General features: G+C 56.9%; 22 protein-coding genes. 8 read left to right on the top strand and 14 right to left on the bottom strand.

What is annotated here, in order from left to right; genetic code table 11:
• Position 1: 1 nt before the first annotated feature.
• Entirely contained in the window at positions 2–4,954 is a 4,953-nt protein-coding gene (locus PYW49_RS13045; RefSeq protein WP_320386643.1) for an alpha-2-macroglobulin family protein, read from the bottom strand.
• Between the two features lie 286 nt (positions 4,955–5,240).
• Here PYW49_RS13045 and PYW49_RS13040 point away from each other — a divergent pair, with 286 nt between their 5' ends.
• The 4 genes from PYW49_RS13040 to PYW49_RS13025 all read left to right on the top strand — a co-directional run bounded on the left by PYW49_RS13040 (position 5,241) and on the right by PYW49_RS13025 (position 9,871).
• Positions 5,241–6,785 carry a PTS transporter subunit EIIC gene (locus tag PYW49_RS13040; protein WP_320386642.1) on the top strand — a complete coding sequence of 515 codons (1,545 nt, stop codon included), beginning with the start codon at positions 5,241–5,243 and terminating at the stop codon, positions 6,783–6,785.
• Between the two features lie 12 nt (positions 6,786–6,797).
• On the top strand, positions 6,798–8,165 hold the full coding sequence (locus PYW49_RS13035) for a 6-phospho-alpha-glucosidase (protein ID WP_320386641.1): 1,368 nt from the start codon (positions 6,798–6,800) through the stop codon (positions 8,163–8,165).
• A gap of 90 nt (positions 8,166–8,255) precedes the next feature.
• Positions 8,256–9,101 (top strand): 3-mercaptopyruvate sulfurtransferase, encoded by an 846-nt coding sequence (gene sseA, locus PYW49_RS13030; RefSeq protein WP_134347630.1) that lies wholly within the window; start codon positions 8,256–8,258, stop codon positions 9,099–9,101.
• The gene (locus tag PYW49_RS13025; RefSeq protein ID WP_320386640.1) at positions 9,101–9,871 is read left to right on the top strand and encodes a MurR/RpiR family transcriptional regulator; all 771 of its coding nucleotides are present in this window, start codon (positions 9,101–9,103) and stop codon (positions 9,869–9,871) included. The genes sseA and PYW49_RS13025 overlap by 1 nt, the downstream gene beginning before the upstream one ends.
• 17 nt (positions 9,872–9,888) lie before the next feature.
• Here PYW49_RS13025 and sseB read toward each other — a convergent pair whose 3' ends face one another.
• From sseB to trmJ, 11 genes are all read right to left on the bottom strand, one after another.
• The gene (gene sseB / locus PYW49_RS13020) at positions 9,889–10,665 is read right to left on the bottom strand and encodes an enhanced serine sensitivity protein SseB (protein WP_320386639.1); all 777 of its coding nucleotides are present in this window, start codon (positions 10,663–10,665) and stop codon (positions 9,889–9,891) included.
• Positions 10,666–10,761: 96 nt separating this feature from the next.
• The gene (pepB, locus tag PYW49_RS13015; protein ID WP_320386638.1) at positions 10,762–12,048 is read right to left on the bottom strand and encodes an aminopeptidase PepB; all 1,287 of its coding nucleotides are present in this window, start codon (positions 12,046–12,048) and stop codon (positions 10,762–10,764) included.
• A gap of 60 nt (positions 12,049–12,108) precedes the next feature.
• Positions 12,109–12,309, bottom strand: a complete 201-nt coding sequence (iscX, locus tag PYW49_RS13010; RefSeq protein ID WP_003860650.1) for a Fe-S cluster assembly protein IscX — start codon at positions 12,307–12,309, stop codon at positions 12,109–12,111.
• Between the two features lies 1 nt (position 12,310).
• Positions 12,311–12,646, bottom strand: a complete 336-nt coding sequence (gene fdx, locus PYW49_RS13005) for an ISC system 2Fe-2S type ferredoxin (protein ID WP_003860652.1) — start codon at positions 12,644–12,646, stop codon at positions 12,311–12,313.
• A 1-nt stretch (position 12,647) separates the two neighbouring features.
• A complete protein-coding gene (hscA, locus tag PYW49_RS13000; protein WP_063427835.1) occupies positions 12,648–14,498 on the bottom strand; it encodes a Fe-S protein assembly chaperone HscA in 1,851 nt (616 codons plus the stop codon).
• A gap of 14 nt (positions 14,499–14,512) precedes the next feature.
• Positions 14,513–15,028, bottom strand: coding sequence for a co-chaperone HscB (hscB, locus tag PYW49_RS12995; protein ID WP_320386636.1), 516 nt, complete (start codon positions 15,026–15,028; stop codon positions 14,513–14,515).
• Positions 15,029–15,107: 79 nt separating this feature from the next.
• Complete coding sequence (iscA, locus tag PYW49_RS12990; protein ID WP_003860659.1) at positions 15,108–15,431, bottom strand: iron-sulfur cluster assembly protein IscA; 324 nt, start codon at positions 15,429–15,431, stop codon at positions 15,108–15,110.
• Between the two features lie 13 nt (positions 15,432–15,444).
• Complete coding sequence (iscU, locus tag PYW49_RS12985; protein WP_003860661.1) at positions 15,445–15,831, bottom strand: Fe-S cluster assembly scaffold IscU; 387 nt, start codon at positions 15,829–15,831, stop codon at positions 15,445–15,447.
• 24 nt (positions 15,832–15,855) lie between these two features.
• Positions 15,856–17,070, bottom strand: a complete 1,215-nt coding sequence (gene iscS, locus PYW49_RS12980) for a cysteine desulfurase (RefSeq protein WP_008502157.1) — start codon at positions 17,068–17,070, stop codon at positions 15,856–15,858.
• Between the two features lie 117 nt (positions 17,071–17,187).
• Positions 17,188–17,679, bottom strand: a complete 492-nt coding sequence (iscR, locus tag PYW49_RS12975) for a Fe-S cluster assembly transcriptional regulator IscR (protein WP_024908641.1) — start codon at positions 17,677–17,679, stop codon at positions 17,188–17,190.
• A 231-nt stretch (positions 17,680–17,910) separates the two neighbouring features.
• Positions 17,911–18,636, bottom strand: a complete 726-nt coding sequence (gene trmJ, locus PYW49_RS12970; protein ID WP_024908640.1) for a tRNA (cytosine(32)/uridine(32)-2'-O)-methyltransferase TrmJ — start codon at positions 18,634–18,636, stop codon at positions 17,911–17,913.
• Between the two features lie 131 nt (positions 18,637–18,767).
• Here trmJ and suhB point away from each other — a divergent pair, with 131 nt between their 5' ends.
• The 4 genes from suhB to PYW49_RS12950 all read left to right on the top strand — a co-directional run bounded on the left by suhB (position 18,768) and on the right by PYW49_RS12950 (position 22,445).
• A complete protein-coding gene (gene suhB / locus PYW49_RS12965) occupies positions 18,768–19,571 on the top strand; it encodes an inositol-1-monophosphatase (RefSeq protein ID WP_003860668.1) in 804 nt (267 codons plus the stop codon).
• Positions 19,572–19,780: 209 nt separating this feature from the next.
• On the top strand, positions 19,781–21,766 hold the full coding sequence (tssD, locus tag PYW49_RS12960; RefSeq protein ID WP_320386635.1) for a type VI secretion system tube protein TssD: 1,986 nt from the start codon (positions 19,781–19,783) through the stop codon (positions 21,764–21,766).
• Positions 21,763–22,341, top strand: a complete 579-nt coding sequence (locus tag PYW49_RS12955; protein ID WP_320386634.1) for a DUF2931 family protein — start codon at positions 21,763–21,765, stop codon at positions 22,339–22,341. Before tssD ends, PYW49_RS12955 begins: the two co-directional genes overlap by 4 nt.
• Entirely contained in the window at positions 22,314–22,445 is a 132-nt protein-coding gene (locus PYW49_RS12950; protein WP_320386633.1) for a hypothetical protein, read from the top strand. The genes PYW49_RS12955 and PYW49_RS12950 overlap by 28 nt, the downstream gene beginning before the upstream one ends.
• Before the next feature lie 47 nt (positions 22,446–22,492).
• Here the strand turns inward: PYW49_RS12950 and PYW49_RS12945 are convergent, their stop codons facing one another.
• Together PYW49_RS12945 and PYW49_RS12940 are read right to left on the bottom strand one after the other, a co-directional pair.
• Positions 22,493–23,473 carry a nickel/cobalt transporter gene (locus PYW49_RS12945; protein WP_320386632.1) on the bottom strand — a complete coding sequence of 327 codons (981 nt, stop codon included), beginning with the start codon at positions 23,471–23,473 and terminating at the stop codon, positions 22,493–22,495.
• Entirely contained in the window at positions 23,464–24,102 is a 639-nt protein-coding gene (locus PYW49_RS12940) for a DUF1007 family protein (protein ID WP_320386631.1), read from the bottom strand. The genes PYW49_RS12945 and PYW49_RS12940 overlap by 10 nt, the downstream gene beginning before the upstream one ends.
• Positions 24,103–24,107: the final 5 nt, after the last annotated feature.

The raw sequence follows: 24,107 nt of genomic DNA, 5'->3' as shown, positions 1-24,107 counted from the left end.
ATTATGGAACAACAATCAGCGGGCCGCTGGCCGCCCCCGTTGCCCGCCACTGCGGAACGTACATAGACTCCACCATCGGAACCGGTACCTGGTAAGTTCCCGGCGTCACGGCGCGCGCCAGATAAACCAGCGTGACCGGCTGACCTTCATTTACCGGTACAGCGGCCACAAAGCGGTCATCGCGGAATTCCATATGCTGAATGTCCGCCTGCTGCATCTGGCTGAGCAGGTTCTGCACTTCGCTGCCGCTGTCCTGCAGGCTGGCGCTGCTGCTCGCCAGGTTCTGGTTTTCCAGCTCCAGACCCGCAGGGAGGAGATCCACTACCAGCGCATCCGGCACATTCTGGCTGGCTTTCAATTCCAGCCACACCAGCACCAGTTCACCACTCTTCAGCGAAGAGAGCGATTTCGTGCTGCCGTCGGTTGCCAGAATATGACGTTCAACCTGCAGCACGTTCGAGCTCGGCTGAGGCGCATTTTCTGGATAACCGGTGCTGTCCAGACGAACCCACAGCGGTGTCGTCCCGGTATTAGTTACCTGCAGCGCGCCAAGCTGGTCACCGTTCACGTTTTGTACCAGTGACTTATCGCCGCCTGAAGCGGTCTCAGACAGAGAGGTTTTCGCCTGCCACGTACCTGACAAGGTTTGCAGCGCACGTCCGGCCAGGAACAGCGAGTTACTCTCCTGGGTGGACAGCCAGCGCTGGCTGAAGGCCTGTTCGGACAGCACATTCAGCAGCGTATTTTGCGCGTCCGGCAGCAGCTTGTACTCTTCCAGAAGAGAGAGCATCAGCGCGTTATCGCGAAGCTGGCTGCCGTAATCGGCCATCCAGGTTTTGCTGTCGTTACGCGGCGTTTTGAGTGCCAGATCCAGCGCCTGCTGGCTGCGCGGGGCATCGCCCATCAGTTTAAGCGCCATACCCAGCTGCATGAGCGGCAGCCCGGAAGCCGCCTGCCCGTGACGCTCCCAGATTTCACGCAGCGCACCCAGTGGCGCTTTTTGCTGACGAGCCAGTACCAGCGCGGCATAGGCCTGCACGGCGAACTTGCTGGCCTGCGTATCGTCGCTATAGCGAATGGACATCATGCCCGGATCCTGCAGATAGCGCAGCAGGCGGCTATTGGCGTTATTCACTGCATCGGCAGGTACGCTGTAACCCTGCTCGCCCGCGCGCACCAGGAAGTCGGTCACGTAGGCCGTCAGCCAGTACTCTTCCGGACCGTTTTTATCCCACAGCGCGAACCCACCGTCTTCACGCTGCATCTGCAGCAGACGGGAGATGCCAATATCAATGGCCGCACGGCGCTTGTCATCGGTGTCTCCCTTGATGCCAAGCGCAGTGAGCTGCGCCGCGTTGGTGTAGAGCGACGGGAACAGACCGCTGGTGGTTTGTTCCAGGCAGCCATATGGATACGCCTGCAGTTCACGAATATAGCGCGCCAGGTTGAGCGGCGGTTTGCCGCTCAGCAACAGTTGCCCCTGCAGGGTGGCAGGAGAGAAACCGTCGATATGCTGCCCTGGAGCAGTCCAGGATTCACCTGGGTTCAGCATGGTACCGGTATTCACCGTCTGTGCCGGGAACGCCGGACGCACGCCGATTTTCCAGCTCTTCTGCTGCGGTGCGAAAGTCTCACCTGGAAGCTGCAGGCCGGTCACCTGCGCGGTCACTTCACCGTCACCATAGCCGTCCAGCGCACGCACCGGAATAAACAGGGTGGTCCGTGCGCCCGGCGGCAGTTGCACCGGCTGCGGCTGTGCGCCTTCCAGCGACAGTTTGCCGGTTGCGGTCAGGGCGACGTTTAGCGTTTGCGGCCTGTCAGTCAGGTTGGTGAGATCCAGCGTCAGCCGCGAGGTATCCCCGCTTGCCAGGAAGCGCGGAGTATTCAGCTCGGTAATGACCGGTGCGGCTACCACAACCTTGCTTTCGCTGCTGCCGAAATCGTCTTCCGTCCAGGCTTGCGCCATCAGGCGCAGCTCACCGTTGAAATCGCCAATCGGCAGCGTAACGGTACCTTCCCCGTTGGCATCAAGCGTAACTGGCTGCGCCTGCTGGGCGATAATGGTGACGTGGTTCACCGGCGGTTTACCGCCGCGCTTCAGCTCATCCCCATCGCCACCAAAGCGCAGCGCGGCCATGCGGCCCTGGCCTTCAATAACCTGGCCATAGATATCGTAGATATCCGCGCCGTAGCGCTTCTGACCAAAGAAAGCCTGCCACGGATCTGGCGTAACGTAATCGGTAATGTTCAGCACACCGCTGTCCACCGCCGAGACCAGGACATTCACTTTCTGCGGCACAGCGCCCTCTTTCACGCTGGCTTTCACCTTCAAAGAGAGCGTCTGGTTTGGACGCATTTTTTGCGGGTTATCCAGCGCAATATTCAGGCGGCGATTTTCGTCGCCCATCGGCAGATGCAGCAGGCCGACCGCACGTTTCGGCGTGGCGGATTTGGATTTGTCCCCAGGACGAACCACCAGCGTGCTGAGATAGAGATCGTGACGTTTCCAGGCCTTGTCGACCGGGATTGCGAGATCAAGCCCGTTTGCTGGTACGTCGATCTCTTTCCACCACAGCGGCCCTTCGCTGGATTCGATCATTGCATAGCCCTTGCCTGCGGCCGGCGCTGCAATGTGCAGATTGATGGTATCCCCTGGCTGATACGCTGGCTTATCCAGTTTCAGCGTCACGCGGTCAGGACGCGCAGCCCCGGTGCCGTCGCTATTATCCTGCCAACTGTAGCCCGCCCAAAAGCGTACGCTGCTGACCATCTCATCCGGCGCTTTAACCTCCAGACGATAAGAGCCCCACTCAACCGGGAAAGTCACTTTGCCGGTTTCATCGGCCTTAAGGGCCAGCTCCTGCTCACCTTCAATCAGATCTTTTTGATCAAACTGCGACTGCCAGCCTTCGCTTTCGGACCAGTTCCAGTAATAGTCCCGACGCTCGCGGATCAGACGAACCTGTAACCCGGAAACGGCTTTTTTCGCCCCGCTGGCATCGGCATACACGATGTCGAAGCTGGCGTTGCCGTTCTCATCGACAATCGGCTGGTTAACGGTAGTGTCGGTGCGGTAATCGTAAACGGCTTTACTGGCAAACTGAGGGCGGATACCCGGCAGCTCCGCCGCCGGCCAGATGGCCTGCTCAGCACGGCGCGTCACCGGACGACCGCCCGACTCCAGCAGGCTGGCCTGCAGGATCAGTTGCAGAGGAGAGTGCACCTCTTTCCACTGGCTTTCGGTGGAAACCTGCCCACGGCCCTGTTCATCGAGCGTGAGCTGAACTTCATCCAGACTGCGGCTCAGGTTGTCCTCGGCGATATCGCCAAACTGGAAGCCCGGCAGCGCAGCTACCGCGTCACGCAGCGGACGCAGGAAAAGCTGGCCCTGCAGAGAATTACCGTTGGCCGGTGCCCCATACAGGTAATAGCCCACCACGTTAAAGTCGACGTTATCCTGCGGTGAAACCGGTGCTTTTTGTCCCGTCAGGTTGAGCGCCATACGCTCAGGCATAAAATCTTCGACGTGGAAGTCCCACAAGCGCTGCAGGTTATCCCCCGTGTTGGCGCGGATATGCCACATGCCAGTCTGCGCCCCGCTGTCCAGCGGATAGTTAAAACGATAGAGTCCGTTCTCTGGCTTGACGACAATCGTGCGCGCGACCTGTCCATCCGGGCGCAGCACGTCAAGCTTCACGGGCTGGTCGGGAAGTGGCTTGCCGTCGCTGTCGCGCAGCAGACCGTTAAGGATCACCGTTTCACCCGGGCGGTAGAGATCGCGTGGGCCAAACATAAAGAATTGCTTGCTGTAGCCAGGGCTACCTGCAATGTCGAATTCCGCCAGGTCGAGGGCAGGCAGCTTGAGGTCGAGCAGCGTGGTCTGGCCGTCTTTACTGGCCAGGATCAGCGCGGCTTCTTTGTCGGTCTCAAGCTTTGCATGGCCATCGCCGTCGCTGTTCGCTTCGGCAAGCGTCTGCCCTTTATCGTTCAACAGGGTAACGGTCACGCCGGACTGCGCCGCGCCGTTCTCCAGGCTCTGGGTAAAAATGTCCAGGCGGTTGTGATAACGGTGAGCGGACAGGCCAATATCGCTTAAGGTAAACAGCGTCGCGGCGTTACTGTAGTTGTAGTGCCCCGCCTGGTTCATGACCGCGATATAGACGCCAGACTGCTGGAGCGGCTTAATATCCTTCAGAGGCAGCAGCAATTTTTCACGCGTGTTGCGCGCCGGATTAAGATCGAAACGACCGGTGTAAACCAGCTCCGCCATCTTCAGCAGGTTGTCAGATTCCCAGTTGGTCAGCGAGTTACGGTATTCCCACTGGCTGACAAAGGAGGCCAGCGATTCAGGCTTCACGCGGTAGAAATTCACGTCCACGTTGTTGACGTTAAGCGCCATCACCGGCAGACCTTCCACCACTTTGCCCGGCAGCAGCGAGCCGCGGCTGGCAAAACCAACAGTGGGTTCAACGTCCCGGGTGGTCAGGGCTTTTTCATAATCAATGCCGAACGTCGCCTTGTTCAGCGCCTGCAGGTCACGTTCAACGGTGACGACCAGGTTGCGGTTGGGCTCCAGATGACGCAGGCGAAGCTCTTTCAGGTTAGGCGCAAGTTCCCACGCCCCATCAACCTTGCCGCTTTTCTTGTCCACGACATGCACAGTTTTCGCGAAATCCTGATCGGGATTCAGCGGAACAGAGAATGTCAGCACCAGCGTTGAAGCGCCGTCCAGCTGCACTTCAGAGACATCCAGCAGGGTTAACGCTTTACCCTGACTCTGCGCCGCCAGTTTTGCCAGCTTTTCAGCGTCGGGCTTTTCCGCGGCTTTTGGTGTCGATGGGGTGGAGGCGGTGGGAGCCGCAGACTGAGTGTTATCGTCGCTGTTATCACAGCCGACAAGCGTAAACGTAGTAAGCAGCGCGAGAGAGATCGCGGCTAAGCGAAACGGTTTCATCCTTTGTCCCTGGCCTATGGGGCCTGTTGGTCGTCGTCCGGATAAGTATTATCCGCAAGTTTCATTAATTCAAAAAGTCCAATTTTAGAATCCTGAATGCGCCTCGCAGAACGCTCACCTTCTGCCTCCCGGCAATGCTACACCGATCACAACCCCAAACGTTACATGTTACCTTTCAGGTCATTTGTTTTTAAAACAATAAGATAGATGGATAAGCGTGCCTGAAGGCTGCTAGTTTTATAACCATGACGCACGCCGAGTGCGCGGTTCAATAAGAGAGAAAGCCATGAAACGAGCCGTGAACGCCCTACAAAATTTCGGAAAATCATTGTACGGACCGGTGCTGATCTTACCGATCGTCGGTCTGTTTATCGCCTTTGGTAACGTGCTGGGTAACGGTAACCTCGCTGAATACCTGCCGTTTCTTGGCCATCCACTGATTCAGCACCTTGGTCAGCTTATCGCGAAATCTGCCGTGTCGGTGCTGGTCAACCTGGCGCTGGTGTTTGCCGTCGGCATCCCGATTGGTCTGGCGACGCACGATAAAGGCTATGCCGCGCTGATTGGCCTGGTGACCTTTGTCGTGTTCATTAACGCCATGAACGTCACGCTACAGCTCCAGGGTGCACTGGCGCCAGCGGCCCAGATGAAAGCGGCCGGGCAGACGATGGTTCTGGGCGTGCAGGTGCTGGAGATGGGTGTGTTTGCAGGGATCCTGACCGGGGCGCTTTCCGGCTATCTGTACAACAAATATTCCGGCGTACAGTTTAACGGCGCGATGGCAATTTACTCCGGCCACTGTTTTGTCGCCATTGTGATGCTCCCCGTCTCCATGCTGCTCGGCGTGGTGATGAGTGAGCTGTGGCCCTTTGCCCAGCACGGCATCAGCGCCCTGGCGCTGGCCATCAAAGGCTCCGGGCCGTTTGGTGTGGCAATCTACGGTTTCCTGGAACGCATTCTGGTGCCTACCGGCCTGCATCACCTGGTCTATACCCCGTTTCTGTATACCGAGCTGGGCGGCACGCAGGAGGTCTGCGGCACGGTTTATCAGGGCGCGCGCAATATTTACTTCGCCGAGATGGCCTGCCCGGAGGTGAAGCAGCTCAGCAGCACGGTGGTGTGGGATGCCCGCGGCATCAGCAAAATGTTTGGCCTGCCTGCGGCGGCGCTGGCGATGTATATGACGGCAAAGCCGGAGCGCAAAGCGCCGGCAAAGGCGATTCTGATCCCGGCAGCGCTCACCTCTCTGCTGGTCGGCGTCACTGAACCCATTGAGTTCTCCTTCCTGTTTGTCGCCCCACTGCTGTTCGTGGTGCATGCGGTGCTGACCGGCATCGGCATGATGCTGTTCTCGCTGCTGGGCGTTCACGCCATCGGCGCTAACGGGGTCATTGATTTCATCCTCTACAACCTGCCGCTCGGTACGGAAAAATCCAACTGGCCGATGTACATCCTGGTCGGGCTGATCATGTTCGCTCTCTACTTCGCGGTGTTCCGCTTCCTGATCCTGCGCTTCAACATGAAGACGCCGGGACGTGAGGATGACGATCGGGAGACGCGCCTCTACAGCAAGCAGGAGTACCAGGCCAAAGGCAATAACGACGGGCTGGGCGAATCCATCGTGACGGGGTTGGGCGGCCGGGAAAACATTGAAGTGGTGGATAACTGCTACACCCGTCTGCGCGTCACGGTGAAGGACGTCAACCTCATCGACGAGCCGCGCCTGAAGGCGACCGGCGCGAAAGGGATTATCAAACAAGGTAACAACGTTCAGGTGGTCTACGGGCTGCATGTCAAAAAAATGCGAGAAGCCGTTGAGACGTTTCTCTGAAAGGAGCTAAAGATGTTTACACCCCCATTCATTCTGTCGATCGCCGGCGGCGGTAGCACCTACACGCCGGGTATTGTCAAAAGCCTGATGGTGCGTCTGCAGGATTTCCCGCTGGCCGAAATCCGCCTTTATGACATCGACGAGGCGCGTCAGAACACCATTGCGCCCGTCGTCGAGAAGGTCATTCGCGACCACAGCCAGAGCATCAAATTTACCGTCACCAGTGACCCGGAAGTGGCCTTCAGCGGCGCGCATTTCGTCTTCGCCCAGATGCGCGTCGGCCAGTACAGGATGCGCGAGCAGGACGAGAAGATCCCGCTGCGTCATGGCGTGGTTGGGCAAGAAACCTGTGGGCCAGGCGGCCTGGCGTATGGCCTACGCACGATCCTGCCGATGGTGGAGCTTATCGATCTGGTGGATCGCTACGCGCATGAAAAAGCCTGGATCGTGAACTACTCCAATCCGGCGGCGATCGTCGCAGAAGGCGTGCGGCGTTTGCGCCCGAACGCGCGCGTGCTGAACATTTGCGATATGCCGGTGGCTGCGATGCGTAACATGGGGGCGATTCTGGGTGTCGATCGCCACAAGCTGGAGGTCGACTACTTCGGTCTGAACCACTTCGGCTGGTTTACCCGCGTGCTGGTGGACGGCGAGGACAAGCTGCCGGAGCTGCGTAAGCATATCGCGAAGTTTGGCCTGCTGACGGAAGATGCGGCCAAAACCGATCCGCAGCATTCCGATCCGTCATGGGTGAAGACCTGGCGCAACATTAAGCCGATCATGGACAACTTCCCGGAGTATCTGCCGAACCCGTATCTGCAGTACTACCTGATGCCAAACCAGATTGTGGAGCATCAGAACCCGGACTATACCCGCGCCAATGAAGTGATGGACGGGCGCGAGAAAAAGCTGTTTGCCGCCGCCGAAGAATATAAGCGTACCGGGATCCTGCCGGATGCCTTCCACGTGGGTGTCCACGGTGAATTTATCGTTGACGTCGCCTGCTCGCTGGCCTTTAACTTGCGGAGCCGCCATCTGGTGATGGTGGAAAACCGCGGTGCGATTACCAACCTGCCTTACGATGCCGTGGTGGAAGTCCCCGCTTATATTACCTCCGAGGGTCCGGAACCGATTCGCGTCGGCCAGGTGCCGCTGTTCCATCAGACCCTTTTGCAACAGCAGCTCGCCTCTGAGCAGCTTCTGGTAGAGGCGACTATCGAAGGAAGCTACGAGAAAGCCCTTCAGGCATTCACCCTCAACCGCACCGTGCCGACCATGGAACATGCAAAAGCGATTCTCGATGAGATGATTGAGGCCAACCGCGACTACTGGCCTGCGCTGCAAAAAGCCTGGCAGGACGGCGAAGCGGTGAAAAAATAGGGGCTTGCTCGCGAGTTGAACGTGGTTTGCTTGTCGGTGTCAGAAAAAACACCGACAATCCTTTTTTACGGAAAAGAATGGAGGCAACCCATGTCCACCTCATATTTTGTCGCCGCCGACTGGCTGATTGAGCACGGCGACGATCCGGAAGTTCAGATTATTGACGCGCGTATGGCCCCTCCTGGGCAAGAACATCGCGACGTTCCCGGTGAATACCGCGCAGGACATCTGCCTGGCGCGGTATTTTTTGATATTGAAGCCCTCTCCGATCACACCTCTCCTCTGCCGCACATGCTGCCGCGCCCGGAAGCGTTTTCCGTGGCGATGCGCGAGCTGGGCGTCAGCAAAGACAAACACCTCGTTGTTTATGACGAAGGTAACCTCTTCTCTGCGCCGCGCGCGTGGTGGATGCTGAAAAACTTCGGCGTGGAGAAAGTCTCGATTCTGGCCGGCGGCCTCGCAGGCTGGAAGCGTGACGAGCTGCCGCTTCAGCAGGGCGACGTGACGCTGCCGGAAGGCGAATTCGATGCCACGTTCGACGCTCACGTGGTGAAACGCCTGACCGACGTGCTGGTCGTGAGCCATGAAAAAACGGCCCAAATCGTCGATGCTCGCCCAGCACCACGCTTCAATGCGCAAGCGGATGAACCGCGTCCGGGGCTCAAGCGCGGCCACATTCCGGGCGCGCTGAACGTGCCGTGGGGCGATTTGGTATTTGAGGGTGAACTGAAAACCACCGACGAGCTGCGCGCCATTTTTGATCGTGCGGGCGTGGATTTACACCGTCCGATTATTGCCAGCTGCGGTTCCGGCGTAACGGCCTGCGTGGCGATCCTGGCGCTCGCTACGCTCGGCGTAAATGACGTCACGCTCTATGACGGCGCATGGAGCGAATGGGGCGCGCGTGACGACCTGCCGGTTGAACCGGCGAAATAATGGATAACCGCCTGGCCACGCTGTTAACGCGCGGGGCATCCCTGACCCGCGCGGAGTATCGCGTTCTCGCCCATCTCACGGAGCATCCGCTGCTGGTGGGCAATATTACGGTTCGCGAGCTGGCGCAGGCGACGTTCGTTTCTACCGCCACCATAATGCGTCTGTGTCAGAAGCTGGGGTTCAGCGGTTTTAGCGAGTTTATCTGGCACTGCAAACAGCTGCTCTCAGACACGCCGCACATTGCCGCTCAGGGGCAATCGCATCCTGAACTGCCGGCGCTTTTTAATCAGTTTATCGCCAACTATCAGCACACCTTTCAGTGGGTCACCCACGACAAACGCCAGCAGTTTGCCGACCTGCTGCGCCATAAAGAGAGCTTCTTTCTCTACGGCGCCGGGTTTTCCTATCTGTTTGCAGAGTACCTGACCAAGAAATTGCAGGTGCTGGGCAAAACGGCGTTTATCTCCGGGCCGGGGGATAGTCGGAATATTTTCCTCAGCAACGCCGCCCGCTATCAGGTGTTTATTGCCGTCTCGCGCAGCGGCGAAACGGAACAGGTGCTGGATAAGGCGCGGATTGCCAAAAACGTGGGCATGACGATCGTCGCGTTTACCCGCGCCTCGGCCAATACGCTGGCGGGGATGGCGGACGTGCACTTTGCCCTCTATGACGAAGCGGTACACTTCGCCGCCGAAGCCGCAGGAGTAACGTCGTTTGAGTCGAATCTGGTGCTGCTGATGGATTTACTGCTGCTGGAAGCAACGGGGTGATATTCACCCCGCCGTAATCAGATAATGCGGTTGGTTTTGAGATCGCGCAGGAAGCCACCCCAGCGACGCTCGTAGAACGGCGTGATGTGCTCGGTAATAAAGTGGCTGATGCCCTTCTCACCGTTCTTCACCTGACAGATATCAATCGGCTCATCGCCCGGCAGCGTGTCGGTAGCCACGCTTCCCGCGGCCTGAATGATGTCGTCGATATCGCCATCGGCTTCAATACCGATCAGCAGCACAGCCTGTTCGTCTGCGCGCTCTTTAATAGAACAGATGAACGCGCGCCTGACGGGCTTGAGCGTTTTGAAAAGCGTGGTCAGGGAATCGATCATCTGCGCGGGCGGTTCAGCCACTTCAGACAGCAGCAGCGTTTCGCCCCCTTCCAGCACTTCCTGAGTGCTGAGCGGATTGCCCTCGTCACCCATCAGATGGCTGATTTCACGCGGCGTGAACTCTTTTCCGGTCGGCAGCTTCGCGTTGAGAAACAGCGTCTGACCCAGCGTCATTTCAAACAGGGTGCGCACCGGCATCACCACGAACGCCTGTTCGTCTTCAACGGCCTTCTGCAGCGCTTCCAGCGAGGTGAAGAACGGGATCACCGAAGAGCCGTCGTCTTTCTCCCAGTGCAGGAGATCCAGCGCACTGTCCTCGACAACCTGCTCACCTTCCGCAGCGGTGCCCGGCACCCAGACGGTGGATTCCAGCAGCGTGCGGAAAAATGCTGGACGGTGGGCCGGCTCGGTTGCAGCCTGCTCCAGCAGGGTTTCTAATTCGTTTTTGGTTTCTGACATAGTTTGGCTACTTCACACTTGCCCGGCGGCGCTAAGCTTGCACGGGCCTACGGATTTTGTAGGCCGGGTAAGCGTAGCGCCACCCGGCAAAAAAGATTACTCAGCCGTCAGCAGGTTCGCCACGGTACGCACGCCCAGACCGGTCGCGCCCGCGGACCACTGCTCAACCGCCGCTTTACGGTAAGTTGCAGAGCAGTCGATGTGCAGCCAGCCTTCGTGGTAGTTCTCAACGAAGTGGGACAGGAAGCCTGCTGCGGTGCTTGCACCCGCCGGGTACGCCGCGCTCGCGGTGTTGTTCAGCTCGGCAAAGTTAGACGGCAGCTGGCTGCGGTGGAACTCGGCCAGCGGCAGGCGCCAGAACGGCTCGTTCTCAGCGGCAGCGCTTGCCAGCAGGCGAGAGGCTAGCTTGTCATCAAAGCTGAACAACGCATGGTAGTCGTTGCCCAGGGCGGTTTTCGCCGCGCCGGTCAGGGTCGCCATGTCGATAATCAGCTCTGGCTTCTGGGCAGAGGCGTCGATCAGGCCATCGGCCAGCACCAGACGGCCTTCCGCATCGGTGTTCATCACCTCAACGTTTTTGCCGTTACGGTAGCGGATGATATCACCCAGCTTGAAGGCGTTACCGCTAACCATGTTATCCGCGCAGCACAGGTACAACTTCACGCGCTTGTTCAGGCCACGGGTGATAGCGAATGCCAGCGCGCCGGTAATGGTCGCCGCGCCGCCCATGTCGGACTTCATAGAGTCCATGAACGCGCTCTGCTTCAGGCTGTAGCCGCCGGTGTCGAAGGTGATGCCTTTACCGACCAGGCAGGCAAATACTGGCGCTGCTTTATCACCGGTTGGGTTGTAATCCAGCGCCAGCAATACAGGAGGACGCTCAGAACCTCGGCCCACGGTGTGGATACCCATATAGTTCTGCTCGCGCAGGTCTTCACCTTTGGTGATGCGGTAGGACATTTTGTCACCGGCCACGCCGCACAGCAGGTCAACCGCGCGCTGCGCCAGCTGTTCCGGCCCCAGCTCTTCCGCCGGTGCGTTGATGGTGTCGCGCACCCAGTCGATTATGTTCAGACGGCTTTCCAGCTCTTTCTGACCGGCTTCATCAAGGTTGGCCCACTCGATTTTGCGAGTGCCTTTCGGGCCTTTGTAGCCTGCCCAGAATGCCCAACTGCGGTCGGTATCCCAGCCTTCGCCTTCCAGAGAGACGTGTTTAATGCCCAGGCCGTCAATTTTACGCGCGGCGCGCTGGATCAGGCCCAAATCATCGTTGCCCGTCAGGTGCAGGGTAATGCCGTCGTTGTTAATGCTGTAGGTGGCTTTCTCGCCCCAGCGCGCGTCAGCAGGCTGATTCGAGAGCGTAATCTTCATCGCTTCGGTCATTTTATTTTTCCTTATTAGCAACTAGCAAACGGGCCGCCTGAAGGCAGCCCGTTATGTTTTTTATTCTGCTTCATCTAACCAGACTAACAGAATCGCCTCCAGAATTTTTTCATTGGATGCGTTTGGATCATCGTCGAAATCTTCTAAATCGCAGATCCACTGGTGCATGTCGGTGAATCGTACGGTCTTCGGATCGAGATCCGGGTTCGCGTCGTAGAGCGCTTCGCCGATTTCACGGCTGTCTGTCCACTTCAGTCCCATATCAATGCTCGCGTGCGTGGTTGATGGTGTAGCGTGGGAATTCCACGACCAGATCTTCATCGGTCACCGCGGCCTGGCAGCTTAAGCGGCTGTCTGGCTCCAGACCCCATGCTTTATCCAGCATGTCGTCTTCGTCTTCGGTGCTCTCGGCCAGCGAGTCAAAACCTTCACGCACGATGCAGTGGCACGTTGTGCAGGCACAGGATTTTTCACAGGCGTGTTCCACTTCGATACCTGCACGCAGGGCAACATCGAGAATGGTTTCACCGGTCTTCGCTTCCAGAACAGCGCCATCCGGACAGAGGTCCGCATGAGGCAAAATTACAATCTTTGGCATATTAAACCTCGTCCACGGACTGGCCTTTCAGCGCGACGCGGACAGATTTGTCCATGCGGCGAGCAGCAAAGTCCTGGGTTTGTTTATCAACGTTTTTAATGGCTTCTTCTATTGCGTCAGCGTCATTGCCTTCTGCTACTGCGCTTAAGCGCGCGGCAGCGTCGTCAATCACCTGGCGCTCAGCGGCGCTTAACAGCGCGGCATCGGCAGCGAGCGCGCCGTTCAGGCTCTCCAGCACGCGTGCGGCTTCCACTTTCTGTTCCGCCAGCATACGCGCCTTCACATCCTGCTCGGCGTAGCTCATTGAGTCCTGGATCATGGAGGCGATTTCGCCATCGGTCAGGCCGTAGGACGGCTTCACCTGGATGGACGATTCAACGCCGGTAGATTTTTCCATCGCCGTGACGCTCAGCAGGCCGTCCGCATCCACCTGGAAGGTAACGCGAATATGCGCCCCGCCCGCAGGCAGCGCCGGAATACCGCGCAGCGCAAAGCGCGCCAGCGAGCGGCAGTCCTGCACCAGCTCGCGTTCGCCCTGCATCACGTGGATGGACATCGCGGTCTGGCCGTCTTTAAAGGTGGTGAACTCCTGCGCGCGCGCCACCGGAATGGTGGTGTTACGCGGGATCACTTTCTCCACCAGGCCGCCCATGGTTTCTAACCCCAGCGACAGCGGGATGACGTCCAGCAGCAGCATTTCGCTGTCCGGCTTGTTGCCGACCAGGATATCGGCCTGGATAGCGGCACCTACGGCAACCACTTTGTCCGGGTCGATGGAGGTGAGCGGCGTGCGGCCAAAGAATTCGCCCACGCGTTCGCGCACCAGCGGCACGCGGGTGGAGCCGCCAACCATGACCACTTCCAGCACCTCGCTGGCCTCAACGCCGGCATCTTTCAATGCGCGACGGCAGGCCAGCAGCGTGCGTTTTACCAGAGCAGCGATCAGGTCGTTGAACTGGTCGCGGGTGATGTCGCCCTGCCAGCCCGCAACATTTACGGTAACGGTCTGCGCATCGCTCAGCGCAATTTTGGCATCGATGGCCGCATCCAGCAGTTCACGCTGAACGCGTGCATCGCTGCGATCGCTGATGCCCGCCTGCTCGCGGATGTAATCCGCCAGCAGATGGTCGAAGTCATCACCGCCCAGCGCGGAATCCCCGCCGGTCGCCAGCACTTCAAACACCCCGCGGCTTAAGCGCAGGATCGAGATATCAAAGGTACCGCCGCCGAGATCGTAGACCGCAATCACCCCTTCCTGACCGGAGTCGAGGCCGTAGGCAATCGCCGCCGCCGTCGGTTCGTTCAGCAGGCGCAGCACGTGCAGACCCGCCAGACGTGCGGCATCTTTAGTGCCCTGACGCTGTGCATCGTCAAAGTAGGCCGGAACGGTTATGACCACGCCGTCCAGATCGCCGCCAAGCGTCGCCGTTGCGCGCGCTGCCAGCGCTTTGAGGATGTCAGCAGAAACACGAATCGGGTTCAGCAGGCCAGCCGCCGTCGCGATCATCGGCAGGCCGTTTTCACTTGCCTGCAGCTGATAAGGGAGATGCGGATAGCGGGTCTGGATATCGGCCAGCGAGCGGCCCATCATGCGCTTCACGGAGCTGATGGTGTTGGCCGGATCGCGCGCGGCGTTTGCGCGGGCGTCATAACCTACCGCGTGTCCCTGCTGCTGGTAGTGGACCACGGAAGGCAGCAGATGGCGGCCCTGCTCGTCAGCCAGCGTTTCCGCCTGGCCGCTACGCACGGTCGCCACGAGGGAATTGGTGGTGCCCAGATCAATACCCACCGCCAGACGACGCTGGTGCGGTGCGGCACTTAAGCCAGGCTCACTAATTTGTAATAAGGCCATAATTGCTTCCGAAATTAAAAATCGAGCAGCTTTTCTTCGAGTTGTTCAGCACTGCTTCGCAGTTTATCGAGAAAACGGAGTTTGCGCACAGTATCTGCCGCCACGTCCCAGGTCTCGTTGTTCAGTTGCTCCACCATCTGCTGATGGCGGGTATCGAACATGCCCTTCACGCGCATGATAAAACTTTCCAGACGCGCTTCGTCTTTGGCCTGTTCAATCTCATCGAGCTCTTCGCGAAGCTCCAGCTGTTCCATCAGAAACGCGGTGTCGCGCACGGTGTGCTGCTCGCTCGCGAGATCAAAGCCGTGGAGCGAAAGCAGATATTCTGCACGCGCCAGCGGATGGCGCAGCGTCTGCCAGGCCTGGTTGATGGTCGCAGAGTGCGAGACCGCAGCCAATTGCTCTGACTGCGTGCCACTGGCGAATTTATCCGGATGATACTGACGTTGCAGATCCTGAAAACGGATCGTCAGCGCCTGGAGATCAATCGGGTATTGAGCGGGTAGTCCGAAGAGAGTGAAGTAATCCATAACAATCTCAGGGGTAGCCTGTTAGAACAAACCCCACGCGTAGCAGGTAAGCCACGGTGGGGTTTCGGATGACGCGCGGTTAAACGTGGAAGCTTTCGCCGCAACCACACTCGTCTTTGACGTTCGGGTTCGTGAATTTGAACCCTTCGTTCAGGCCTTCTTTTACGAAGTCCAGTTGAGTGCCGTTGAGGAATTGCAGGCTTTTGCCATCGACCACCACCTTCACGCCCTTGTCTTCAAACACGGTGTCGTCAGACGCCGGTTCATCAACAAACTCCAGTACGTAAGCCATACCAGAACAGCCGGAGGTACGTACGCCCAGTCGCAGGCCAAAGCCTTTACCACGGTTCGCCAGAAAAGAGCTTACTCGCGCGGCAGCGCTGTCGCTAAGGGTAATCGACATACTCAAACCTCAATTATTTTGCTTCACGTTTGCTTTTGTAATCCGCAATGGCGGCTTTGATCGCGTCTTCTGCCAGAATAGAGCAGTGAATTTTCACCGGCGGCAGTTCGAGTTCTTCAGCAATATCCGTGTTCTTGATTGCCTGTGCTTCGTCCAGAGACTTGCCCTTCACCCATTCGGTGACCAGGGAGCTGGAAGCAATAGCAGAACCGCAGCCGTAGGTCTTGAAGCGCGCGTCTTCAATGATACCTTCATTGTTGACTTTAATCTGCAACTTCATCACGTCGCCACACGCCGGTGCACCGACCATGCCGCTACCGACAGATTCATCGCTGTTGTCAAAAGAGCCAACGTTGCGCGGGTTCTCGTAATGATCGATGACTTTTTCGCTGTATGCCATGATTGAATTCTCCTTATGTACCGATTAGTGATGTGACCATTCAATGCTGTTCAGATCCACGCCCTGCTTGAACATTTCCCACAGTGGAGAAAGGTCGCGCAGACGGCCGATGGAGTTACGAACCAGCTTGATGGTGTAGTCAATCTCTTCTTCGGTAGTGAAACGACCTAAAGAGAAACGGATAGAGCTGTGCGCCAGCTCGTCAGTCATGCCCAGCGCGCGCAGCACGTAGGATGGCTCAAGGCTTGCAGACGTACAGGCGGAACCGGAAGAAACGGCCAGGTCTTTCAGGGCCATGATCAGCGATTCGCCTTCAACATAGTTGAAGCTCACGTTGAGGATGTTCGGAGCGCCCTGCTCGAGATCGCCGTTCAGATACACTTCTTCCATATCTTTCACGCCATCCCACAGACGGTTACGCAGCGTGCGCAGGCGTGCCATCTCGGTTTCCATCTCTTCTTTTGCAATGCGGTAAGCTTCGCCCATGCCCACGATCTGGTGAACAGGCAGCGTACCGGAACGCATGCCGCGCTCGTGACCGCCGCCGTGCATCTGTGCTTCGATGCGGATACGCGGTTTACGACGAACGTACAGCGCGCCGATACCTTTTGGGCCATAAATTTTGTGGCCGGAGAAGGACATCAGGTCCACTTTCAGCTGGCTCAGGTCGATAGGCAGTTTGCCCACGCTCTGGGTCGCGTCAACGTGGTAGATGATACCGCGCGCGCGGCACATTTCGCCGATGGTCGCGATGTCTTGTACCACGCCGATTTCGTTGTTGACGTGCATGATGGAAACCAGAATGGTGTCATCACGCATGGCCGCTTCGAGCTCTTTCAGGTCAATAATACCGTTGCTCTGTGGCGCGAGATAGGTCACTTCGTACCCTTCACGCTCCAGCTGACGGCAAGTGTCCAGCACGGCTTTGTGTTCGGTTTTGCTGGTGATGATGTGCTTGCCTTTTTTCTGATAAAAGTTGGCTGCACCTTTGATCGCCAGGTTGTCGGATTCGGTCGCACCGGAGGTGAAAACAATCTCACGCGGGTCGGCACCCACCAGGTCAGCAATCTGATTACGGGCGATATCGACCGCCTCTTCAGCATGCCAGCCAAAACGGTGTGAACGGGAAGCTGGGTTACCAAAGTTTCCGTCCAGGGTCAGACACTGCATCATTTTCTCGGCAACACGCGGGTCCACCGGCGTGGTTGCGGAGTAATCGAGATAAATCGGTAATTTCATTGCTCTTTAAACTCCGTACATCGCTTCAATGCAAGGAATCAGGCAACCGGCTGGATGTACGACCGAGTACACGGGGCGTGACCGCCCCGGCCTGATTCTGAAATACTTATCTTTTTATTACGCGCGCAGTTTGACGTCGATAGCGTCCTGCGCGCGGGTGCTGCGTTGGGAATCCTGACTGTGCTGACGACCAGAGACATCCAGAACTTCCTGGTTATTAACCAGTTCACCCAGGGTGATGTTGTTCAGGAAGCCGGTCAGACGGTCGCTCAGATCGCGCCAGAGCGCGTGGGTCAGGCATTTATCGCCGCCCTGGCAGCCGCCTTTACCCTGGCAACGGGTCGCGTCAACGGATTCGTCAACTGCGCTAATGACTTCACCAACTGCAATACTGCCCGCGTCTTTACCCAGCAGATAACCGCCGCCTGGGCCACGAACGCTGGAAACCAGTCCATTTTTACGCAGTCTGGAGAACAGCTGTTCCAGATAAGAGAGGGAGATCCCTTGTCGTTCAGAAATATCAGCCAACGGAACCGGGCCCGCTTCGGAGTTGAGCGCAACGTCCAGCATCGCGGTCACGGCATAACGCCCTTTAGATGTCAGTCTCATGTCTTACTTAACCTCAAACTCGCCCCTGCCCGGGGTTTTTTATAGTAAAATGGGGTATTGCATAGCAGGGCCAAGTCTGACATTCCTGACTAAAATGGTCAACTATTTACTTGACTGTTTTAGTCAGGTATTTAACCTTCTGTGCCGTTTTTTGTCGGGTGGCGCTTCGCTTACCCGACCTACGGTTTTGTACGCCGGGTAAGCGAAGCGCCACCCGGCGTACAGACGACACTACTCTTTATTCTTCTGCTCAATCGACGCCAGAATCCCGCGCAAGATGTTCAGCTCCTGGCTTTCAGGGCGCGCGCGGGTGAACATGCGACGCAGCTTGTTCATCACCTGACCTGGATGGCCTTCACGGATAAAGCCGGTTGAGAGCAACGTCTGCTCCAGGTGGCCATAAAAGCGCTCCAGATCGTCTACCAGCGGGTAGGCGGTCTCTTCTTTAGGTTCTACCTCTTTCTCCTGCGTCGCCAGCCAGGCCATACGCACTTCATAGGCGATTACCTGCACCGCCATCGCCAGGTTCAGGGAGCTGTATTCCGGGTTCGCCGCAATGGCGACGTGGTAGTGGCATTTCTGCAGTTCGTCGTTGGTCAGGCCAACGCGCTCGCGGCCGAATACCAGCGCAACCGGTGCCTGTTCAGCCTCAGAAACACTTTTCAGGCCACATTCACGCGGGTCCAGCATTGGCCACGGCAGCGTACGCGAACGCGCGCTGGTCCCTACCACCAGGCTGCAACCTGCCAGCGCTTCGTCAAGGGTATCAACGATCTGCGCATTGCCGATCACGTCACTGGCACCGGCCGCCAGAGCAATAGCCTGCGAGTCGGGTTTTACCAGCGGGTTAACCAGCCACAGGTTTGTTAAGCCCATGGTTTTCATAGCGCGGGCAACGGAGCCCATGTTGCCGGTGTGCGATGTTTCGACCAGCACGATTCGAATGTTTTGCAGCATAATTTTTAATGTCTGAATTCAGTGTCTGAAGAATATTCCGGCATATTATCATAAACGGGAGACATAATCCGATCCCGCTGCTATACTCTGCGCCGATTTTCCTGTTCTTTAACATCCAGTGAGAGAGACCGATGCATCCGATGCTGACCATCGCCGTGCGCGCAGCGCGCAAGGCGGGTAATGTAATTGCCAAACACTACGAAACGCCAGACTCCGTAGAAACCAGCCAGAAAGGCAGCAATGATTTCGTGACTAACGTCGATAAAGCCGCAGAAGCGATTATTATCGAAACAATCCGCAAATCTTACCCGCAGCACACCATCATCACCGAAGAAAGCGGTGAACATGAAGGTACCGATCAGGATGTTCAATGGGTTATCGATCCACTGGATGGCACCACCAACTTCGTAAAACGCCTGCCACACTTCTCTGTGTCTATCGCAGTACGCATTAAAGGCCGTACTGAAGTCGCCGTAGTTTACGATCCAATGCGTAACGAACTGTTCACCGCTACCCGCGGTCAGGGCGCACAGCTGAACGGCTACCGTCTGCGCTGCAGCAATGCTCGCGATCTGGACGGCACCATCCTGGCGACCGGTTTCCCGTTCAAGGCGAAACAGCACGCGACCACCTATATGAATATCCTGGGCAAACTGTTTACCGAATGTGCGGACTTCCGTCGTACCGGTTCTGCGGCGCTGGATCTGGCCTACGTGGCAACCGGCCGCGTTGATGGCTACTTCGAACTGTCACTGAAACCATGGGATTTTGCGGCGGGCGAGCTTATCGCGCGTGAAGCAGGTGCGATCGTATGCGATTTCACCGGCGGCCATAACTACATGTCTACCGGCAACATCGTTGCAGGTAACCCACGCGTTGTTAAAGCCATGCTGGCAAACATGCGTGATGAACTGAGCGATGCGCTGAAGCGTTAATCCCGGTAACTGCACCCAGCAGTTATTTCTCCACTGCTGTCTGTGTATATCAATCCCCGATATTCATCATCGGGGATTTTTTATTAGCCGTTCCTTTTACGCCTAAATAATCCTCAGTATTTACTCTGTAATTTGATTTATAGCAGATCGTTTTTTCAACTTTATCATTACGATACTTCCTGACTAAACGCCTCACTCAGGAAAAATAAATGAGCAACCTTATTTATTTAACGCTTGAGGGCGATATTCAGGGAAAGATTTCTGCTGGCTGTGGCTCTCAGGCTTCAGTCGGCAACCGCTATCAGCTGGGGCATGAAAATGAAATCTTTGTTTTCAGCCTTGTGCAGGAAGCGGGTGGTACCGGTGGCCGACTTCACCATCGCGGACTGAAATTCTGTAAGCTCCTGGATAAAAGCTCTCCGTTACTCAGCAATGCCATTAATAATAATGAACGTCTTAAGCTTACCTTTGATATTTACCGCACTAATCGATACGGTCAAATGGAGAAGTATTACCTTATCGAATTACGTGGTGCATCAATACGGTCCATTCAGCTGCATTCCAAAATGAATGATATGGACTATGAATATATCTCGGTTAATTATGATTATATTATGAGTCGCCATCTTATTGCCGGTACCGAATTTGATTATCTGCTGACACCTGAAAATTATAACCGTCTTTTTCCGGTGGTGCAGAAGACTATCCTCCCCGAAGAGCAGCCTGAACGGAGAGTGACGCTGGTGCTGGGGATATTTTTCGATGGCACCGGCAATAATGCGGTGAACACCCGGAACATGCTTGAGGCTCTGACGGCACAGCACTTTGATATTAACAGCCCGGATGCGGCAACCATTCTCGCCAGAAATGCATCTGAGAAGATGGGTATTAGTGGGGTTGGGGCGGGGAGCTATCTGGGGTATTACACGAATATTCACCGACTGAATGAGTTGTATGAACGTAACTTTCCGCCAGACGGTAATTATATTCAAGGTGGTGTTTATGTTGAGGGCATTGGTACCCGGGCGGGCGAACCTGATAATCCGATAGGGCTTGGGTTAGGTACAGCAGAGACTGGTATTGTAGCCAAAACTGACGATGCGGTAGCGCAGCTGGCGACAGCCATAGATGCAGCACTTGGTTTACTGAAAGGGAAGTTTGTTGTCGATACCCTGCTGTTTGATATCTTCGGCTTCAGCCGCGGCGCAGCGGCGGCTCGTCACTTTGCCAACCGGATTCAGGCGGAAGACCAGACCATTATTGACGCCATTTCACAGGGTATGCGCAAATTTACCTATCATGGCGCTCCCGCAGGCAAAACACGTTTTCTCGGGATTATGGACACCGTGGCGGCCGTCGGCACGGTGGCGAACGGTCTCAATCCGCACAGCGCCGATACCGGCAATGTCAACATCCGCCTGCGTCCCGGCGTGGCACAGAAGGTGTTTCACATTACCGCTCAGCACGAGTGCCGCTACAACTTCGCCCTCAACAGCATCGCCTCCGCCTGGCCGGAGCTCACACTTCCCGGTGCCCATTCCGATATCGGCGGCGGCTATCTGCCCCAGTTAAGGGAAGACCTCTTTCTCACCCGCCCTCTGGTGGAAACCCTGCCTCACAACCAGCATGGCACGCAGTCGCGCGTTTACCAGCAGACGATGGCACAGCTACGCGTGCTGGAGCATTCACCGGCTATCATGCCCGTCATTCGAACCAATGCCATCACCCCGGACGTCTGGGAAGATGATTTCGCCCCGCCAGATCGATACAGCCAGCCGCAGAAGCGCGTGTTTGCCGCCCTGACGCTACGCCACCGGACGGTCCTTTTTGACTGGTCAAAGGTGGCGCTGCGGGTCATGGTCGATGCGGCAGTGGAGGCAGGAGCGTTATTTGCTGACGTAGACAGCATCAAAATTCACGCCTTACCTGATGAGCTAAAACCATTGTCTGACCGCGCACGGGAAATGGGAAAAGCGGCCCGTCAGCACAGAAGCGTAACCGGTTTTACATCTGACGAGGTGGACGTGATTGCCAGAAGATACATCCACTGCTCAGCCCACTGGAACGCCGTGGAGCTTAAACAGTCCGGTGAATTACTGGGGGGTGCCTCAGCGTCTGAAACCGTCGGCTTTGTCAACAGGCCGGACGAGAACTGGAGCAGAACGATTTACAACATGGATGGAAACAAAAGATGAAAAAACGCAACGTGCTGGCGCTTGCCCTGCTGCTTACGGCTGCAGGCTGCAGCCCACAAAAATCTCACCCTTTACAGTCAAAACAGGCCGCCAGCGGTGACTGGACGCTGCCTTATGATGAATGGACTTTTACCTTCATCACGCCAAGAAAATTACCATCTATGGTAAATCACGCCAGAGTCATCGACACGGATGGTTATCTGTATACGTTCAATACCCTCGATCCGACTTCATGGGACCCTGCCTCTGTTGATAAATGGCCTGAAAATGCGCACGGTTTTTACGCGAACTTCAATAAAGTTAAAAAACCCCCGCAGTACATTGTCTTCTGCTGGGAATCCTATATTGACCAGCAAACCTACGAAACCAGCGCCGTGTTCGGCCCGGACACCTGGCTGCGCATGAAAACGCCGGCCGATCATATCTGGAGCAATGGGGATCCGGTCTGGTACGACAATATGACTTTCGGCCTTTCCCCCGGCGGCAAAGTCAAGGTCTGGCTCCCGGATGTCGCCGGACGCCCGAGCCTGCGCGTTAAACCGTTGAGATGTGGACCCGCTCCGGCAACGATCTGACCCTCTGCAAAGACTATGTCGTTCCCGGCGGTACGTTTAACGTTATCCCGTCAACGCAGGATTTCATCAAAGGCAAAACCTATCCCTACGGTAACTGGGATTAACAATAAGCGACAGCACCCGTGGTTGAGGGGGATCAGACCGTACGTCGCTAAAACGGCCGCAATCCCCTTCCTGGCGGCACCGCACTCATCCACATCGTCACCGCCGCTACCAGCAGAATCACGCCGCCCGCCAGCGCGAGCGTTGTCCAGCCAACCTGCCGCCACAGCACCGGCGTTTTATTGCCGCTGAGTTTGACCGCCAGCTGACGGAAGCTGTGAACCAGCAGAGCCAGAGACGAAATCGTCAATGACGTTCCTGCCGCCATCGCCAGCGCCGACAGCATCCCCCAGCCAAACACGCCGATTACCTTACTGAACAGCAGCACCATGATCGCCCCCGAGCACGGGCGCATACCCATCGAAAGCACAATCATCAGCCGCGCGCGCCAGTCGTCGCCACTCTGTAATTGTTCCTGCGTGGGCAGATGCTGATGCCCGCAGCCGCAGTTTTCATCATGAACGTGGTGCGGCGTAAAGGTCTTGAATTTCGGTTTTTGCAGCAGCACGCGCAGTTTTTTCAGCGCCCGCCAGCAGAGGATAAGCCCCAGCACGCCCACCAGTGCATAACTCCCCTTCTCCAGCCAGAAGCTGCTCATATGCAGCTGGCGCGCGGGAAGCTGTAACAGCGAAAGGACAACCACGACCAGCCCGATAGCCACGCCCCCCTGAAGCAGCGAAGAGGCCAGCGTCAGGCCGATACTCGATTTCAGCTTCGACGGATGTGTGGCGAGCCAGGTCGTGATGACGATTTTGCCGTGCCCCGGCCCCAGCGCGTGCAGAACGCCATAGATAAAGCTGAACGCCAGCAGGGAACCGCCCGCTTTAGACGGGTTATCCGCTACCGCTTTGAGTAACCCGCTCATCTGCTGGTTGACCTCACGCTGCCAGACAATGCTTTTCATCATCACCTGCGGCCAGGCCTGCCACAGCCACAGCGCGCCGCAAACAGCCAGCAGTAAAAAGAGCGCCAGCGGCCAGAGATTCAGCCAGCGGCGCGGCTTTTGAACGGACGAGGCGATCACTGACATTGTAACGTTACCTCCTGCGCGAACTGTTTACCCAACTCCATATCCTCAGGCGGTGCATCTTCCTTGTCGAGAGAGACCGCAAAGTTCAGAGTCTCTTCGCCTGGCTTCGGCGTATGCACCGCGAGCTTGCAGGTTTTTTGCAGGACAGTCGGCAGCTGCACGTCACTCTTCTGTGCATAACGCATATCAACGTAGTAGGTGGGATCGAACGTGGAAAAGGTGTATGTCTGCCCTGCCAGCGGCTGCGGATGCGCCAGGGGAAGCACAAACGTCAGCACCGCCTGATGCCCGTCACGCGTCATGCCGTATTCCGTGGGACGGTTCAGAAATTTGACCTTTTGTCCGTTATGCCAGAACTCAGTAAAGTAGTGCTGGCCGAGCACGTTGGCCATCACTTCCGCCGCCAGCTTTTTCCAGATTTCATCGCCGGGCTTCGCGTTCCCCGCATCATAGAGCAGGTCAGCCGAGGTGATTTCATCCATCGTCCAGCGCATTTTCAGTCCGCTCAGCTGCGTGCCGTCGGTGACCAGCTCGGTTTTGAGGGCAATAAAACTGTGAGGGTGTGCGCTGGCAGTGAAACCGATCGCCGCCAAAAATAACGCCATCGCACTTTGTTTAACTGTTTGCATCAATT

The organism is Enterobacter chinensis (genome assembly GCF_034008295.1).
Lineage (GTDB): Bacteria > Pseudomonadota > Gammaproteobacteria > Enterobacterales > Enterobacteriaceae > Enterobacter > Enterobacter chinensis.
The sequence above is the reverse complement of the archived record's forward strand: the minus strand, read 5'-3'. Positions and strand labels throughout refer to the sequence as shown.

Coding starts and splice junctions, on each gene's coding strand:
- PYW49_RS13045 (WP_320386643.1), bottom strand. CDS start 4,954: ATGAAACCGTTTCGCTTAGCCGCGATCTCTCTCGCGCTGCTTACTACG.
- PYW49_RS13040 (WP_320386642.1), top strand. CDS start 5,241: ATGAAACGAGCCGTGAACGCCCTACAAAATTTCGGAAAATCATTGTAC.
- PYW49_RS13035 (WP_320386641.1), top strand. CDS start 6,798: ATGTTTACACCCCCATTCATTCTGTCGATCGCCGGCGGCGGTAGCACC.
- sseA (WP_134347630.1), top strand. CDS start 8,256: ATGTCCACCTCATATTTTGTCGCCGCCGACTGGCTGATTGAGCACGGC.
- PYW49_RS13025 (WP_320386640.1), top strand. CDS start 9,101: ATGGATAACCGCCTGGCCACGCTGTTAACGCGCGGGGCATCCCTGACC.
- sseB (WP_320386639.1), bottom strand. CDS start 10,665: ATGTCAGAAACCAAAAACGAATTAGAAACCCTGCTGGAGCAGGCTGCA.
- pepB (WP_320386638.1), bottom strand. CDS start 12,048: ATGACCGAAGCGATGAAGATTACGCTCTCGAATCAGCCTGCTGACGCG.
- iscX (WP_003860650.1), bottom strand. CDS start 12,309: ATGGGACTGAAGTGGACAGACAGCCGTGAAATCGGCGAAGCGCTCTAC.
- fdx (WP_003860652.1), bottom strand. CDS start 12,646: ATGCCAAAGATTGTAATTTTGCCTCATGCGGACCTCTGTCCGGATGGC.
- hscA (WP_063427835.1), bottom strand. CDS start 14,498: ATGGCCTTATTACAAATTAGTGAGCCTGGCTTAAGTGCCGCACCGCAC.
- hscB (WP_320386636.1), bottom strand. CDS start 15,028: ATGGATTACTTCACTCTCTTCGGACTACCCGCTCAATACCCGATTGAT.
- iscA (WP_003860659.1), bottom strand. CDS start 15,431: ATGTCGATTACCCTTAGCGACAGCGCTGCCGCGCGAGTAAGCTCTTTT.
- iscU (WP_003860661.1), bottom strand. CDS start 15,831: ATGGCATACAGCGAAAAAGTCATCGATCATTACGAGAACCCGCGCAAC.
- iscS (WP_008502157.1), bottom strand. CDS start 17,070: ATGAAATTACCGATTTATCTCGATTACTCCGCAACCACGCCGGTGGAC.
- iscR (WP_024908641.1), bottom strand. CDS start 17,679: ATGAGACTGACATCTAAAGGGCGTTATGCCGTGACCGCGATGCTGGAC.
- trmJ (WP_024908640.1), bottom strand. CDS start 18,636: ATGCTGCAAAACATTCGAATCGTGCTGGTCGAAACATCGCACACCGGC.
- suhB (WP_003860668.1), top strand. CDS start 18,768: ATGCATCCGATGCTGACCATCGCCGTGCGCGCAGCGCGCAAGGCGGGT.
- tssD (WP_320386635.1), top strand. CDS start 19,781: ATGAGCAACCTTATTTATTTAACGCTTGAGGGCGATATTCAGGGAAAG.
- PYW49_RS12955 (WP_320386634.1), top strand. CDS start 21,763: ATGAAAAAACGCAACGTGCTGGCGCTTGCCCTGCTGCTTACGGCTGCA.
- PYW49_RS12950 (WP_320386633.1), top strand. CDS start 22,314: ATGTGGACCCGCTCCGGCAACGATCTGACCCTCTGCAAAGACTATGTC.
- PYW49_RS12945 (WP_320386632.1), bottom strand. CDS start 23,473: ATGTCAGTGATCGCCTCGTCCGTTCAAAAGCCGCGCCGCTGGCTGAAT.
- PYW49_RS12940 (WP_320386631.1), bottom strand. CDS start 24,102: ATGCAAACAGTTAAACAAAGTGCGATGGCGTTATTTTTGGCGGCGATC.